At 52.1% G+C, this 14,288-nt stretch carries 14 protein-coding genes and 2 tRNA genes; 9 read left to right on the plus strand and 7 right to left on the minus strand.

Annotated features, from left to right (window positions below; genetic code table 11):
- Window positions 1–356 precede the first annotated feature (356 nt).
- Entirely contained in the window at window positions 357–917 is a 561-nt protein-coding gene (locus tag JNL86_02095; protein MBL8041695.1) for a hypothetical protein, read from the minus strand.
- Window positions 918–947: 30 nt separating this feature from the next.
- Window positions 948–2,411: a DUF2235 domain-containing protein gene (locus JNL86_02100; GenBank protein MBL8041696.1), complete on the minus strand. Its 1,464-nt coding sequence runs from the start codon at window positions 2,409–2,411 to the stop codon at window positions 948–950.
- Window positions 2,412–2,668: 257 nt separating this feature from the next.
- On the opposite strand from JNL86_02100, the gene JNL86_02105 reads away from it, so the two are divergent.
- A complete protein-coding gene (locus JNL86_02105; protein ID MBL8041697.1) occupies window positions 2,669–3,145 on the plus strand; it encodes a hypothetical protein in 477 nt (158 codons plus the stop codon).
- Between the two features lie 228 nt (window positions 3,146–3,373).
- Here the strand turns inward: JNL86_02105 and JNL86_02110 are convergent.
- From JNL86_02110 to JNL86_02125, 4 genes are all read right to left on the minus strand, one after another.
- Window positions 3,374–3,449: transfer RNA gene (locus tag JNL86_02110), tRNA-Phe, on the minus strand.
- A gap of 71 nt (window positions 3,450–3,520) precedes the next feature.
- Window positions 3,521–3,613 (minus strand) — tRNA-Ser (locus JNL86_02115).
- A 196-nt stretch (window positions 3,614–3,809) separates the two neighbouring features.
- The gene (locus JNL86_02120) at window positions 3,810–4,085 is read right to left on the minus strand and encodes a hypothetical protein (GenBank protein ID MBL8041698.1); all 276 of its coding nucleotides are present in this window, start codon (window positions 4,083–4,085) and stop codon (window positions 3,810–3,812) included.
- A gap of 54 nt (window positions 4,086–4,139) precedes the next feature.
- Window positions 4,140–4,340, minus strand: coding sequence for a hypothetical protein (locus JNL86_02125; GenBank protein ID MBL8041699.1), 201 nt, complete (start codon window positions 4,338–4,340; stop codon window positions 4,140–4,142).
- A 1,370-nt stretch (window positions 4,341–5,710) separates the two neighbouring features.
- Between JNL86_02125 and JNL86_02130 the strand changes: the two genes are divergently transcribed.
- Window positions 5,711–8,533 (plus strand): response regulator, encoded by a 2,823-nt coding sequence (locus JNL86_02130; protein ID MBL8041700.1) that lies wholly within the window; start codon window positions 5,711–5,713, stop codon window positions 8,531–8,533.
- Between the two features lie 453 nt (window positions 8,534–8,986).
- On the opposite strand, the gene JNL86_02135 is transcribed toward JNL86_02130, so the two are convergent.
- Window positions 8,987–9,430 carry a hypothetical protein gene (locus tag JNL86_02135; protein ID MBL8041701.1) on the minus strand — a complete coding sequence of 148 codons (444 nt, stop codon included), beginning with the start codon at window positions 9,428–9,430 and terminating at the stop codon, window positions 8,987–8,989.
- A gap of 174 nt (window positions 9,431–9,604) precedes the next feature.
- Here JNL86_02135 and JNL86_02140 point away from each other — a divergent pair, with 174 nt between their 5' ends.
- The 7 genes from JNL86_02140 to JNL86_02170 all read left to right on the plus strand — a co-directional run bounded on the left by JNL86_02140 (window position 9,605) and on the right by JNL86_02170 (window position 14,189).
- Window positions 9,605–10,090 (plus strand): hypothetical protein, encoded by a 486-nt coding sequence (locus JNL86_02140; protein MBL8041702.1) that lies wholly within the window; start codon window positions 9,605–9,607, stop codon window positions 10,088–10,090.
- 105 nt (window positions 10,091–10,195) lie between these two features.
- Complete coding sequence (locus JNL86_02145) at window positions 10,196–10,387, plus strand: hypothetical protein (GenBank protein MBL8041703.1); 192 nt, start codon at window positions 10,196–10,198, stop codon at window positions 10,385–10,387.
- A gap of 366 nt (window positions 10,388–10,753) precedes the next feature.
- Entirely contained in the window at window positions 10,754–10,978 is a 225-nt protein-coding gene (locus JNL86_02150; GenBank protein ID MBL8041704.1) for a helix-turn-helix domain-containing protein, read from the plus strand.
- A 97-nt stretch (window positions 10,979–11,075) separates the two neighbouring features.
- Complete coding sequence (locus JNL86_02155; GenBank protein MBL8041705.1) at window positions 11,076–11,279, plus strand: hypothetical protein; 204 nt, start codon at window positions 11,076–11,078, stop codon at window positions 11,277–11,279.
- Between the two features lie 179 nt (window positions 11,280–11,458).
- The gene (locus JNL86_02160) at window positions 11,459–11,638 is read left to right on the plus strand and encodes a helix-turn-helix domain-containing protein (protein ID MBL8041706.1); all 180 of its coding nucleotides are present in this window, start codon (window positions 11,459–11,461) and stop codon (window positions 11,636–11,638) included.
- Window positions 11,635–12,102, plus strand: a complete 468-nt coding sequence (locus tag JNL86_02165; GenBank protein MBL8041707.1) for a hypothetical protein — start codon at window positions 11,635–11,637, stop codon at window positions 12,100–12,102. Before JNL86_02160 ends, JNL86_02165 begins: the two co-directional genes overlap by 4 nt.
- A 707-nt stretch (window positions 12,103–12,809) precedes the next feature.
- Window positions 12,810–14,189 (plus strand): hypothetical protein, encoded by a 1,380-nt coding sequence (locus tag JNL86_02170; GenBank protein MBL8041708.1) that lies wholly within the window; start codon window positions 12,810–12,812, stop codon window positions 14,187–14,189.
- Window positions 14,190–14,288 lie beyond the last annotated feature (99 nt).

A 14,288-nucleotide genomic window follows, 5' to 3' on the forward strand; every position in this document is an offset into this window, starting at 1 on the left:
TTCAGCAATCCCCAGATGACGGATCAAATCCGCCACCGGTGCCCCCATCTCAGCCTGCTTGAGTACGGCCACGATTTGCTCGACACTGAAGCGCTTGTGTTTCACAGCGTTCTCCTTCCCCTTCTAGGGCCGGATTATGCCGGAAACTCTCCATCAGATTGGTACGAAAAAGGCGGGGCCGCCCACTTTAAAGTTGAGTATGGAAATCGACTTAACTCAATTCAGTTGCTGTGGATGACACATTCTTTGGTAGGGCGTGAAACTGTCCTTGGAGAATGTTGTGCGTCATTAATTGCATCTACCGGGAGAATTCGGTTTGAGAATCTACAACCTCGATGAGGATGGTTTGGCAGCCGTTATTTCTTTCGGGAAATTGTTACAGCTATCTCACCTTGATTGTTCCAATAAAATCCTCGAGCATCATTCGCATAGAGAACCAATGGGCCATCTTCCTCTGCAAGAAGGTTCGGAGATTCCGATAAATCGTGGAGATGACATTTGTCCACTCCTTTGATTTCCGCTATAAGAGCAAACCATTTTGCGTCGCGATTCTTCTTTAGCAGGGCAAACAGATTCATCAGCCAGGTTCCTGGGGCACCCTTAGGGGCGATATGCTCGTGTGAGGCGTCATACCACGCTTGCTTTCCCACCACCGACACGATGTACTCACCGCTGGCTTGCAGATGCAGACCGACAGCATTTTCTGAGATCTCAGCCTTTATTGAGGCGACACATGAAGCTCCTACATCAAGCCTGTGGTCGTCCACCTGCGAGCACAATACTTCGTTCGGAGGAAATAACATGGTCACAGGATTGACATAGTCATTTCCCGCCCATGCATGGTCTCCAACCATCAGCCATACTGCACTGGCCACAAGGAATTTTCGCATCGTCGAACTCATTTTTCTGGCTGCCATCGGCGAGCTCTATCCCCATTGTAAAGGAGGTTATTCTACGACCTTAAAATGTTTTTCGAAGAATTCATCGATACTACCTGAGGTGGCGCGGCCTAAGAACAGATATCGTCCTCCAGCCTCACGTCGAGCATGAGGCTTAAATATTTTTGCAGATTTGATTCTCTGAGGCACACTCTTGTGAATGCTATCGCCTGGATGCGGCCTCCGCGGAAACGTTCCCATGTTCTGAAAAAGCCCAAATCCCCCATCAAAAAATTCGTCATGTAAGAGGCCGCAATTGCACTCAATAAACGGATTCGCCTCATGGGCGCAGCCACACTGAAGGAATCCGTTTTTCTCCTGATCGGCTAATTTGATCAACTCGTCTGTAGGTGGGAAGATGTCAAACGTCGAGAATTTTTTTAACATCCAGTTCAATGGCGTTGTCGCAAGGCCATTGAAGTTGTCTTTTGATGTGCAATTGTATTCTAGGGAATAGCTTCCTCCCACATCTGAATGCACCCCGGCAAACCACACCTCTTCAAGACGACTTCCCGGGATAGCTCGTAAGGGATCAAATCGAAGCAGGCGAAAGTCGTCTCGTTGCTCATCTAGCGCTAGTGCATGGAAACCATTGTCCGCGTAGAGTTCCACTCTGTGGTCGTCTGGCTCGTCATCGCGAATCAATCCCAAGGCAGGGACTGTGTCAAATACACCTATTGCAGTGATCTTCACTTTGTGCTTGTCTTGGTATGCGGTCATGCCGCGATGTTCCATCAAGGCTCTTAGCTCTCCTCTGATTCTCTCTTCGAATTCAGCCGTGCCATCAAAGTCCTGATGATATACGTCATAAAGTGCGCCTATGCTGAAGTGAAGGTTTGTCGCACCAATCCACTCAAAAGTGTCATACCATTTCTTCGGGATGCTTCCTCTATCGACAAGACCTGCGAACTCGATCAGTCCATTTAGTGATCTTGCAGTAAATGCTCCACGACTGAAGCCGATGATATAAATTTCATCCCCTGGCAGGTATGTCTCGACCAAGAACCTATAGGCTTGGCGTATGTTTAAACTAGTTCCCCTTCCTCCGATGCCACCAGTCACACGGTCAATCCATTTCGCGCCCACACCCTTGTCATAATAGGGAATTATTCGTTTCCCGCTACAGGCATGTTGCACAGCGAGTCGATAAAGTTTTCTCACGTTTGTTGATGAAGATTTATCATTCCCGGTGCCGTCCATGAATACCACTAACTTGCGGTGATCATCTGAGTCAGAGATTGCATTCTTTCGAGAGTAGTGTGCATTGAAGGTTCTCCAGAACGCGCGATTTGCAACATATGTATCACTAAGCCCATCAGTGTCAGTCGCCTTAAACTCCATACATAAACTTGGAGGTTCACCTTCATTCTTAGGAATCATGTCCTTGGGGACACAGCCTAAGAGTAGGAATATGCCGATAATCAAAAAAACCACGTTCATAATTTTTCCTTTGTCGTTAAAATCATCTGCCATCAGCAGCGCATTTACCTGTGATCAGGGCCTAGGGCTGTTGAGGCCCACCGCTGTAAGCGTTTCCATGCAGTGCAAAATTGTCTCAAACCGGAAGGAGGGTACTTTTTCAGGTATTTCGCGTCAAGTAAATGTGTACGACTAAATACGTGCATTATCAGAATGCTATCTGACACTTTATTCTAAGTTTAGCCGGATCTCGGAAAAGTCTTGTAAGTATTCAGTTCATCGCAGCTGTCATGAGGGAATGTGCGGTATTAATGGCCGTGCTGAATCTGGCCGTGGATATGGATCGGCTTGATAGGAATCGACTCAAACTCCTTCCGGTGCCTGAGTATGTGAAACGTGAGCGCGTGCTGGAAGGATGGGAATTGTTGAAACTTAAGGCGACTGCCTCGCCACAAGTTTGGCGTCTCATCATGGCAGCGCTCCAGATTGGCTTGCGCGAGAACAAGCTCATTGAGACTCATGAAGAATGGCTGATGCAGCGGGGAGACGGGTGGTGGATGGCGCCGGCGCCTGGTCGAACGAAGATCAAGGGCGTTCCCAAAACAATCCCTCTTAACCGCTTGGCATATGAAGCACTGTTCGGAGGGCTATCTCGGATTGGCGGGCGATTCTTTGGCCAATGGAAGAATGGGAACTCGTTCAAACATAGTTGGATGAGAACGTGTGAGAGGGCAGGGATTCATGACCTGCATTTTCACGACCTGCGCAAACCTTCGCGACTTGGCTGATGCAATGAGGTGTGGATTATGCTGTGATTCAGACCCTGAAAGGCGAGCCGCTTCCTGGTTCAGCAAAGTATTACATTCACAATTGGGACGGTCGATTGCGCGATGCGGTCACTCGCTTGGAGTCGTTCACCGGGGCTTTTCTGAACGGTGAAAATCCCTCTGAGGTGCCACTTACTGCCACTCAGGTGCCACCATCATACGTAGAACAATCTCTAAGTGCGCGATTTATGGTGCCGAGGGACAGAATCGAACTGTCGACACCAGCCTTTTCAGGGCTGTGCTCTACCAACTGAGCTACCTCGGCATTCCGGCAGAATTCGAGAGGGGGCTTCTGTCTACAGGATCACCGTCGAAAAATCAACCTTCATCGTAGGGTGGCGGAGAGGGCGGGATTTGAACCCGCGACAAGGCTTTTGGCCCTGTGACGGTTTAGCAAACCGTTGCCTTCGGCCACTCGGCCACCTCTCCGCACTCCCATATCTAGGACCCTGTTTGGGATATCTGACCCACGATTGCTCGAATGTGATCTCCCTTCTCGGAAAGAAGAAGGGGGATCATACCCCAGAGCATGGAGTGCACTCAAGTGATTCTCGTGAATGATTTTCAGGAAGTGAGTCTGGTTGCTAAAGCTGTGGTGTGATCGGGCACCGACGAGACCTCTCGGTTAGCGCTTCGCGAACTCTTTCAGAATATCCGCGAAGGTGGATTGCCATTGCGAGAGCAGCCCCTGATGCCGCTTGTAATGTGTCATGTGAATAAGTCTTGTCTGCACCGCATTTCTCGACGGGACCGGGCTGGGCGAGCGTATCTGTGAACGCGGGATGCCCATGGAGGGAGGATCGATATCGGCCGATCGAACAACGCCGCTGGTGAGCAGCATGCGCAACGCATGTGACTTTTGGTGGTTTCGTGTGCGCGAACTCTTTTGAGAGTTTGCCATATTTCCTCGTGCAGCGGTCGATGGTTGGTGAAGGCAATGACCATGTAGGGTCTTCTACATCCAAAGAATCCGGCCAAGTTCTTCATCGAGTTCCTTTGCCCGCTGACAGTGGCTGCAGCGAGCGAACAGGCCGTCGTTGCCCGGCGAGCTCTGGGATCGGAGTACCAACTGGTATTTCTGGCCACCGCAGAATGAACAGGCTTTCCCGTGAAGTTCCCGGCGCACCGATCCGATTTTCCCAACCTGTTTGTGCATGGAGCCTCCTATGAGATGGGGTGTTGGCTGCAGTGAATTTCCGAAGGGGGCCGTGATGCGTTGCGAATCGTGCATGCTCAACAATACCGAGCAAGTAGGAGGCTGAGAATACCGTGGAGGAGGGGAGGGGGATGAAGCAAAAGAGGGGAATGAAAGGAACGTCACTACATGTTTTTCGTGTCGTTCATTTATCTGTAAAGTATTTATATATCAATGTGTTGCTTGATATGTCTCATCTTGTAGATGATTTTGTGCAGCCTGGGCCATCTGCGGACGAATGTCGCGTAGGAAAGTGACGAAATAAAAAGTGATCTGATTGTTGAAGTTTTGGGGGTGAAGGCAGATCTCGCCAGGAGGATGCCGAGACCTCTTCCCGCCCTGGGTGGGCACAACCAAGGCAGAGACCTTCACCCTTTTTCAGTCAACCATGTGATCGGCCGTTCACGCAAGTGCGTAGTTGTTCGGAGGGATAGTCTTACTTGACGAGGTCGATCTCATGTTGGATGGCGTACTGGACACACCTGCTGTGTCATGCTCAATCACGAGGCATCTTTGGATGCGGTCTCACTCGCGAGCCTGGGATGATTGAGCCTATCGGCAAGGGTGTCCAACTGGACAAGAGATCGTTGGGTAGTTGTCTGTTCTGAGCAGGATAGGAATGGTCGCGCAGGGGGCAATATTATAGATCCTGATCATTCAGTTGTCTGCAGCAGGGACCTTGGCGGATTTGGCGGATATTGACCCTTCGCGCTTGCTCCATGGAGCAAGCTTTTACCAGGAGATAAGCATGGCGTTATGACCTATTTGAGGTTCTATCCCTGGATAACCGAGTATCAGGAATACCGTGAGGGGATATCACGCTGGGACAGCTTGTTCTATATCGTACGTTGTTAAGTCTGAAGAAAATTCGACCGATAAAGACACCACGACGTTGTCGGAAGACTCGCTCGGCGTAGTGGACGTGTAGGCAAGAAGTGCATTCCGTAGAATGGATACAGAAGAATCCCTCTCCGCAGCTGCACTGCAAAGAGGTCGCGATGATCGTAGATATGCCAAGATTCCAGCGGTATCGTCCGGTCATGCCAAGACGTTCATCGCCGCTCCCTGTTTGCTTGCCGTATAACGTACGCCTATCGGCGCCTGAGGAATCCGCAGAGTCGGTTTACACGGTGCGATTTTCGAATGCAATCTTGATGTCTCGCGAATCAATTCGCCGGATTCGTTAGGAATGAATGTCTGGGCCAGCCAGACACGTGGTAACAAGCCTCATGGTCGCTCGGGACTCCTCTACTGGTCATTCGTCGCATGAAGTGGCCGACCGCATCGCGCTTACCGACGCTGGTTTAGTGAAATCTGCGGAAGGACTGCCTATGGAGGAGCCACAGGGGGCGGTGGTATCTGCAAATGGTATGGTCTTGAGCTCCGATGCGCAGACATCCCAGGCTATGGAATCGACACTCTCTCACGAGGATTCGTCTCGCCTGTATGCATGGCTTCCCTCGCTGATCGTGATTCTTTTGTTTGCCACACTCACGATCAGTGCGTTGGCTTTGCATTATGTGGAAGCACACCTCGTCGCGTCATCCGGTGAAACGGTGGCCCTGGCCGCAACGGATGTAGCCGACAAATTGGACCGCTTTCTATTCGAGCGCTACAGCAATGTCCTTATGGCCGCCAATCTCATGAGCGCGCGAGCGGCTGATCGGAAATACCAGCGTGAATATCTAGATCGCATGAAGGAATTGTATCCGGAATATCTGTGGCTAGGGATCACCAACGAGCGGGGGCAGGTTGTCGTCGCGACGGACTCGACAACCGTCGGTCGTGACTACAGTGCTGAATCCTGGTTTCAGTCGGTGTTGCACGGAGGGTCGGTCCATGTTGGTGATATCGAACCATTCGCCATCATGGGAGGAGTGGACGCCGTCGAACTTACCGCGCCGATGAAAGGATCCCACGGAGAATTTCTGGGGACCATTACGACACGTGTCTCAATGACCAGCTTAGAAAATGTGTTGATTCAAACCCTGCTGGCGTATCAACAGCGTGAAGGTCTGCAGGGAGGGGTGGCCTATGAGTTTCTGACCAAATCAGGTGTGGCATTTGTTCAGTCCGAATTGCAGTTTAAAGGGAATGTTAACCTCAAGCAACTAGGCTTGTCCTCTGCCCTGTTGGCGGAGCAGTCTTCCTCGGGGTATGTGGAAGAGGCGCATCCACATCGCCATGTTCCAATTATCACTGGGTATAGCAAAACGCACCCCCTCGGAAAATTCGAAGGAATGCACTGGACGGTCCTCATGCATGTGGATCGAGACGACGTCTTGAGGCGAGTCCATTCCATTCTCTGGAATCTTGGCCTCGCGGGCAGCGTCGTGGTATGTCCCGTCTTCGGTGTGTTGCTGTGGACGATGAAACGCGTGCAGAAAGAACATCTCTCTGCTCAACATGAGAGTCGAACAGCCAAAGCCGCAGAGGCCTCACTTCGTGAGAGCCAAGCCAACGTGAGTGCGTATGCGGGGACACTCGAGGAGAAAAATCGGGCGTTGGATCTGGCCTTGGTCGAGGCGCAGGCAGCCACCGTAGCGAAGTCCGCATTTCTGGCGACCATGAGTCATGAGATTCGCACGCCAATGAATGGGATCATTGGAATGACGGGCCTCTTGATGGACACTCCCTTGACATCCGAACAGCGCGAATATGCGGAAATCGTCCGACGTTCCAGCGAAAGTCTGTTACACATCGTCAACGATATCCTGGATTTTTCGAAGTTTGAGGCCGGCGCGCTCAAACTTGAGCAGATCGATTTTGATCTTCGGACGATCGTTGAGGAGGCGTTGGACTTGTCGATCGAAGAGGCGCAGCGGAAGGGGTTGGAACTGGGGTGTCTGCTGCGTGCGGACGTCCCGGAATCCTTACGGGGTGATCCCGGACGATTGCGGCAAATTCTCGTGAATTTGACAGCCAACGCGGTGAAGTTTACGGAACGCGGTGAGGTCATGATTCATGTGACCCGGGGAGAAGAACAACGCGACCACGTCCAACTCCACTTCATGGTGAAGGACACCGGTATTGGAATCTCGAAGGAGGCACAAGCGAAGTTGTTCCAACCCTTTTCGCAAGCCGATAGTTCAACGACGAGAAAGTTTGGCGGGACTGGACTTGGCTTGGCCATTTGCAAGCAGTTGGTGGAACAGATGGGCGGGCAAATCATTCTGGAAAGTGAAGTCGGTCAGGGGACGGCATTTCGATTTACCATACTGCTGTCCAAGCAAACCAACCCCGCGCCGATCCCGGCTATCCCCGGAGGTGTCCTCAAGGGAAAGCGGATATGCATCGTGGATGATAACGCCACCAACCGATGTATTCTGGAGCAATATGCGTCACAGTGGGAGATGTCGAGCGTCTCCGCGTCCGGCGGACCCCAGGCGCTGGAGCTCTTGAGAACGGCGTACGCCCTAGGAACACCCTTTGATGCAGCGATTCTTGACTTGCAGATGCCTGACATGGATGGATTTGAGTTAGGGCGCGCCATTAGCACCGATCCTGTCTTGGGCGCGACGCGCCTTCTTTTGCTGACATCAGTTGGGATACGCGGACAGGCTGAGCAGGCTCGAGCCGCGGGGATTGCGGCCTATTTGACCAAGCCCGTGCGTCGAGCTCAATTGCATGATTGTCTATGTATGATTTTGGGAGAGACGAGTACTCCGGCAGTCAGCCGAACGGAGGATCCTCCGCGTGTATTGGTGACTCGGCATGTCATTGGGGAGGCGGCCTCTGCCAGGCGTCCGCGCATTTTGGTCGCGGAGGACAACATCTATAACCAAAAAGTGATTGTTCGAATGTTGGAAAAGTTAGGCTATCGTGCCGATGTGGTGGCAGATGGTCTCGAAGCCGTTGACGCAGTGGCTCGTATTCCTTACGCGGCGGTATTAATGGATTGGCAAATGCCTGAACTTGATGGGCTCCAAGCCACAGAAAAGATTCGGATGAATGAACGACGTCACGCTGGTCGTCAAACTCCTATTATCGCCCTGACGGCGAATGCCACACGCGAAGACGCTGAACGCTGTTTGGCTGCGGGTATGAATGACTATCTGAGTAAACCCGTGAGGAAAGAAGAGCTGGCGCTCGTGATCGAAAAATGGCTGTCTGCGGCAACCAAACAAGTGACCGGCTCGGGACCTCAAGCTTAGACTGAATACGGGTTCACTCAACACACGGCGCTTAAGGCAATCCCTCTCGAAATCTATCTGCAGCGGCTAGTGCGTGAAATGGGAATCAGTCCTACTCACGAAATGAGCGTGAGTGTGTTCGACTCTCCTCCAGCCCAAGATCTACAGCAGTTTGGCGGAGGGGGCGAGATTTGAAACCCCCACAGTATCAGAGACTATAAGTACTCATCCCATCTCATCGTTTCGTTCTCAATCACTTACAGAAGAGTCAGAGGTAGCGGAGGAACCGATCAAAACCGATCGGGCAATATAGTTCTGCCACAATTCGGCCACAGCGAGACGAGGGTAAATTAAAGGAAAAGCTGGCAACGACATAAAGCTGTCCGTCATCGGTTCTGAGCGAAGAGAAAAAACGCCTGCAAACCGACCAAGTGCGATTCATAGATTGGTGGGCATGATCTTCCTCAGTGAAGGTCAGTAGATTTTACCCATGTATGAGGTTGTGCTGTAACCCGAGCCGAGTTCCTGTTGGGCATAAACGCTAATAATTTTTCCATTGAAGAACAGAAATTTGAATGGCTTATAGCCGATGTATCCGCCGTAGCTGTTCTTGGCGTTGACACTTGCATTTAGTACGTAACCAAACTTAAGTGAACCACCATGAAGAGGAGCTTCTCTCATCCATCCAGGGGACACAGTGGACCAATCAATTCTTGCTGAATCAGGGTCTTTTAGGCTTCCTTTGAGAAATTCTAAAGCTTGCCGTTGGGCTAACTCTTGAGAGATAGGGGGCCCGTAGTCTGCATTAGAAAGTTCTTCTTGGGTTGGGGGACCACTGGCGCAACCGCTCATTAAAGGAAAGACGATGGATAATGAAATTGCCATGAATAGCAGGAATGGTTTCGACACAAGAGCCATACAGTCTCCTTTATGGTGGAAATGCGCGGCATATTGCCAGAAGAACTGGCATTCGCCAAGTTCTCATTTTTGGGGCAGTTGTAATGAAATGGTTGTATTGGAGGCTCCGAGGCGAGCCTTTGGCGGGCTGGAATTGGAGATTCGCGGACTCTCTGTAAGTAAATGATTTAGCAGATGAAATTATCTATTTGTGGCGAAAGTGTGGCTAACATGAATGATACTCAAATGTGCAACGAAGCAACGATAACCGGCAGAACGCACGGCCTTACCACCATGAAACGGGCCATAAAGACCCTTGGTAACCGTGCAATTGACCGTCGATCCAAGGTTGGCAAAGCGTTGGAAGCATGGCGAGGTGAATTGATTGCCGATCTCGGAGGGCAGGATACGATCTCGGCGCAACAACAGACCTTGATTGAGCTAGCCGTGAGAACCAAGTTGCTCCTGGATTCAATAGACGCCTGGCTACTTCAGCAAGGTAGTCTTGTGAATGCGAGAAAGCGGACGGTCTATCCGGTTGTCCTTCAGCGGCAACAACTCGCCGATGGTTTAGCCCGGTATCTGTCCCAACTTGGGCTTGAGCGTCGCGCCAAGCCTGCAAAGAGCTTGGCAGAAGTCTTGTCAGGCTCGGCCAGGAAGGGCGATCACCCAGCGGCATGAAGTTGGCCTGGGCTTGGGCGATTGTCGGCAGAATACTATCGGTCCTCAACGGCAGGCGTCACCGAGGATCGGCATAACATTGACGCCAGAAAAATGGGGGCAATCATGACTGTGAAACAGCAAATGGCATTTCGAGCCACGCACACGGCCAGTGAGGTAACAGATGTGTTGGACCTCTTAGCCATCGTGCAGCATCGACTGCAAGAGGTCGGCGAGTTAGAAGCTGTGGGCCAATCAGTGACGGTCTTGCATGTGGCCGCAGAGAAATTGGCGAAGCTCAGGGCCTTGAGCTGGTGAGAGCGGCTTCAGGCTGGTGACACGGCGGGTACTGGGGCACATGCTCGCCGTGTCCAGCCGAGAAGGCTCGGCTTCCTGTAGGTGGAAGGTGTATAGGCCATAACTTAATGTACGCGGGTTGTGCTGAGGTATGCTATAGTGAGACCTGTTTGGACAAGATAGCATACGTAGTTACCGCGTGGGCAGCTATGGGTAGAAGCCTAGGTCCGCTGCGAGCTGAAACAGTGCCAAGGCACTGACCGCGTTCAGCGCAAGACCGTATAGCTGCCTGATGTTGTGACATAATTCGGCTCATCGAACGCAAAGGCCGACTGTGGGAGTTCATCCCATAGTCGGCCTTTTTTATTGCCTGAAAGGGGGAAAGTTATGCCGCTCGTGAATGTAAAGCAGGCCGCGCAAGAGCTGGCCTGTAGTGAGTCGTTCTTGCGCAAACAGATGGGCAGGCGAGACTTTCCCCAGTATCGTCTTGGGTCAGATGTCCGGCTAGATCTGACCGAATTGCGAGCCTGGTTTCGGAGGAACAGCAGGGGACCAAGTGACCATGCTGACTCGCTGAATGGCTCTAGGACGAACGATCAGGGCGCGGCCTAAGCCCTGCCCTGGGTCAGTCATGAACAAGCGATTCTACAGGCAAGGCGTCGCCCTGGAATCGGTACACAATCAGACGCCGCATAACAAGGGGTGGGGTATGGAGACTGTAGAAAATAGCGTTAGCCTGATCCACGTCAAAGACATTATCGAACTGTTGAAGGGACATGCGTTGAACATGCGAGAGCTTCCCAACGTTGATCCGCTCATCATCGACGGATTGGAAAAGATGTCGAGCGGTTTCGTGATGCTGCACAAATGTCTGGAGCAGATGATTGCTACGGAGGTCGAAGAGGGCCTGTAAATGGATGCGGCGCTTGAGTTCTCTCCTGTTCCGCTCATGACGTTCGAAGTCATTTTATGTCATTTTAGGTTATTGTACGTAGTCACGAAAAATATTTCCTGACAAGTTTTCAAGGCCGTGTTACTTCATGTGAGAGAAAGTGAACGCGAGTAAATCTTAACCACAACGGAGGGACACACATGAATGAGTTGTTAACGATTCGAGAAGCCGCGAAGGAGCTTCGATGCTCACCCAATTTCCTCTATGTGCGAGTCAAGCAGCTTCCCCATATTCGCCTTTCGAAGCATGCCATTCGCTTTGAACGACATGTACTGCTGGAGCACTTCAAGCAGGCAGCCACTCACGAAGAGACGCGATGAAACCGAAACTGAAAACCGTTCCGAAGGTGAGCGCCGAGGAAGAGGCGGATTTCGACTTTGGGATCGCCGGTGAGCGAGGGGCGTTGATCCCTGCGGGGGACTATGACGTAGGCTTTGTCCGTGCCGTGAAGCCGTTCTGGTGCTTCAATCATCAGCGCACCTTGCTCTGGTTCCGCGTCACAACTGCGGGCGAACATCACGGGGTTGAGCTGTACATGGCGTGTCGCACCTCTCCACGGGAGGGGAAAAAGAGCCTTGCCCCAAGCTCCAAGCTCGTGCGGGCCTGTGCTCTGGCATTAGGTCGTTGGCCGAGCCGGACCGATCGATTAAGCACCACTGCGTTCAAGGGGAAGGCGTTTGCTGCACGGGTAGAAACCGTGACGCATGACCCGAAGAAGCAGCCGCTGTCAACAGAGGCGCAATATAGCATCATTCGCTCACTCACGAAGAAGATTGCGGGCTGAGCATCGGAAAGAACTGATACTTGAACAGGAAGCGTAACGTATACAACCACAAGTACCCTGACAATTACGGGTACCTGTACCATCCCCAGGCTAGGCCGAGACGGGCGATTTTGCCCCTTCCAGAGCGGGAATTCGGCGTATTGACCGTGAACGGGTATGGCAAGCTTTCGAGGGAGATAAACCACCCTCGAACGGTCCGTCACAGGACCGACTGGTAGGGATGACATCCCCCTGAGTTGAGGAGGCCGATAACCTCCCCAACTCAGGTGACCAGGCTGAACACGATGTGAGGGGTACGGGCATGATACCCGATTGCACGATGAGTGGAGAGAAAGATTGTAGCGCCGATTTTCTTGGCCCTTTGCCAATCATTCTCGCTTGACAGATCTCAATTTCATGAGAATATGCACCTAAGGAGATAAATGTATGGACGAGCAACGACTAGAAACATCTGCGGAAATGGCACAGCGACTCAAAATTTCACGACAGTTTTTGCACAAACTTACGGTCGCTTGTGCTGTGCCAGCATATAAGTTTGGAAGAAATTTTCGATACTCAGCCGAGGAGGTCTTGGCAGCGGTCAAGACACGTAAACGACGCCGCCAAGGAAACTAGACGGGCCGTGCGGTGCGTTTTCGCCCGCATACTCGCAGGTTCGGTGCAGTTCTGCCGCTCCACCGGGCCTGCGGCCCACAAAAAGCAACGCGATGAACCAGATTGACCCGCTAAAGTTTTTTGCCGCGCTCCGTTGGATCGATGGGCGGCCTCTCATCGAAACGATAGAGGCTTACCGGAGGCAACTCTTCACGCAGGCCCTTTTTACGTTTGATGCTGATGGGCGGCCCCGCATCAACCGTGTGCTGAGCGGGCGAAGTAAGAAAAATTTTAAGTCGTCTGATTTGTGCCTGGCGGGATTGTATTGCTTCCTATGCCGGACAAGTCCTCAAGGAAACGATGCGTACGTCTTAGCAAATGACGAAGACCAGGCCGGTGATGATCTTGGATTACTCAAAAAGTTGATTGCGGTGAACCCCATTCTTGCGAATGAGGTTGAGGTGCTCCAAAAAGCGATTGTGCGCAAGGACGGTCGGGGAACGTTTCGAGTGCTCCCAGCGCGTGACGTGGCTGGTGCGCACGGCAAGACGGCATGCTTCATCGGGTACGATGAAATTTGGAACTATCGCACCTATGACTTGTTCGAAGCGCTGGCCCCTGATCCGACGCGTCCGGACGTGCTGGAGTGGATCACCTCGTATGCGTCGATCTACAACAGTCCAGGTTTCCCGCTGTATGACCTTTTCCAAAGCGGTAAGCGTTGCGATGATCCGCGCATGTTGTTTTCGTGGTACGCGGGAGATTTTACGACTGATCCAGCATTTAAGGAATGCGAGCCGGAGGCACGCGCCAATCCTTCAATGGCATCGTGGGCAAATGCAGACTATCTAGGGCAACAGCGCCGACGGCTTCCCTCTCATAAATTTCGCCGATTGCATCTCAACCTTCCTGGCATGCCGGATGGGGCGGCACTCAATGCGGAACGAGTAATGGCCTGTGTTATCGAGGGCCGAAAGCATCTTGCCCCCAATCCAGAGCGAAACTACACCGCCTTCGTCGATATGAGCGGAGGCTCGTCGGATGATGCGGTACTGGCTATCGCGCATTGGGAGGAGCAGCGGGCAGTCCTGGACCTGTTGCTGAATCAGGGATCACGCCCGCCTTTCAATCCCCGTGTGGCTGTCAGTGCGTTCGTGGATACCTTGAAACAATACGGGGCCAGCAGCATTCACGGAGACGCGTATGCGGGCCGGACATTCAAATGCGACTTCGAAGACCGAGGCATTAGCTATCATCTGTGTGAGTGGAATCGTTCTCAACTCTACGGCCAGATTGAGCCCGCCTTGAATAGCGGCCAGGTTGAATTGCTGGACCATCCGAAGATGCTGGAGCAGTTCCTTGGACTTGTACGGCGTGGAGAGAAGGTCGACCACGAACCGAACTCGCACGACGATTTTTGCAATGCAGCAGCCGGAGCGTTGGTTCTGGCAAGTCAGGTTAATGCGGGTCCTGGAATATACGTATTTACGTAAAGTGAGAGTTTCCGCGTCTCACAGGCCGTCTAGGCATCTGCCAATAGGCTGCATTGAGGGACGGCACCACCACGGGAGGGGGCAGGCCGAAATTACGAC

Source organism: Nitrospira sp., from assembly GCA_016788885.1.
Taxonomy (GTDB): Bacteria; Nitrospirota; Nitrospiria; order Nitrospirales; family Nitrospiraceae; genus Nitrospira_A.

Bases quoted from the DNA above. Each gene is read 5' to 3' on its own strand.
- JNL86_02145 (MBL8041703.1), top strand. From the start codon at position 10,196: ATGACTGTGAAACAGCAAATGGCATTTCGAGCCACGCACACGGCCAGT.
- JNL86_02160 (MBL8041706.1), top strand. From the start codon at position 11,459: ATGAATGAGTTGTTAACGATTCGAGAAGCCGCGAAGGAGCTTCGATGC.
- JNL86_02095 (MBL8041695.1), bottom strand. From the start codon at position 917: ATGGCAGCCAGAAAAATGAGTTCGACGATGCGAAAATTCCTTGTGGCC.
- JNL86_02165 (MBL8041707.1), top strand. From the start codon at position 11,635: ATGAAACCGAAACTGAAAACCGTTCCGAAGGTGAGCGCCGAGGAAGAG.
- JNL86_02100 (MBL8041696.1), bottom strand. From the start codon at position 2,411: ATGGCAGATGATTTTAACGACAAAGGAAAAATTATGAACGTGGTTTTT.
- JNL86_02105 (MBL8041697.1), top strand. From the start codon at position 2,669: ATGGCCGTGCTGAATCTGGCCGTGGATATGGATCGGCTTGATAGGAAT.
- JNL86_02125 (MBL8041699.1), bottom strand. From the start codon at position 4,340: ATGCACAAACAGGTTGGGAAAATCGGATCGGTGCGCCGGGAACTTCAC.
- JNL86_02130 (MBL8041700.1), top strand. From the start codon at position 5,711: ATGGAGGAGCCACAGGGGGCGGTGGTATCTGCAAATGGTATGGTCTTG.
- JNL86_02135 (MBL8041701.1), bottom strand. From the start codon at position 9,430: ATGGCTCTTGTGTCGAAACCATTCCTGCTATTCATGGCAATTTCATTA.
- JNL86_02140 (MBL8041702.1), top strand. From the start codon at position 9,605: ATGAAATTATCTATTTGTGGCGAAAGTGTGGCTAACATGAATGATACT.
- JNL86_02120 (MBL8041698.1), bottom strand. From the start codon at position 4,085: ATGGCAAACTCTCAAAAGAGTTCGCGCACACGAAACCACCAAAAGTCA.
- JNL86_02155 (MBL8041705.1), top strand. From the start codon at position 11,076: ATGGAGACTGTAGAAAATAGCGTTAGCCTGATCCACGTCAAAGACATT.
- JNL86_02150 (MBL8041704.1), top strand. From the start codon at position 10,754: ATGCCGCTCGTGAATGTAAAGCAGGCCGCGCAAGAGCTGGCCTGTAGT.
- JNL86_02170 (MBL8041708.1), top strand. From the start codon at position 12,810: ATGAACCAGATTGACCCGCTAAAGTTTTTTGCCGCGCTCCGTTGGATC.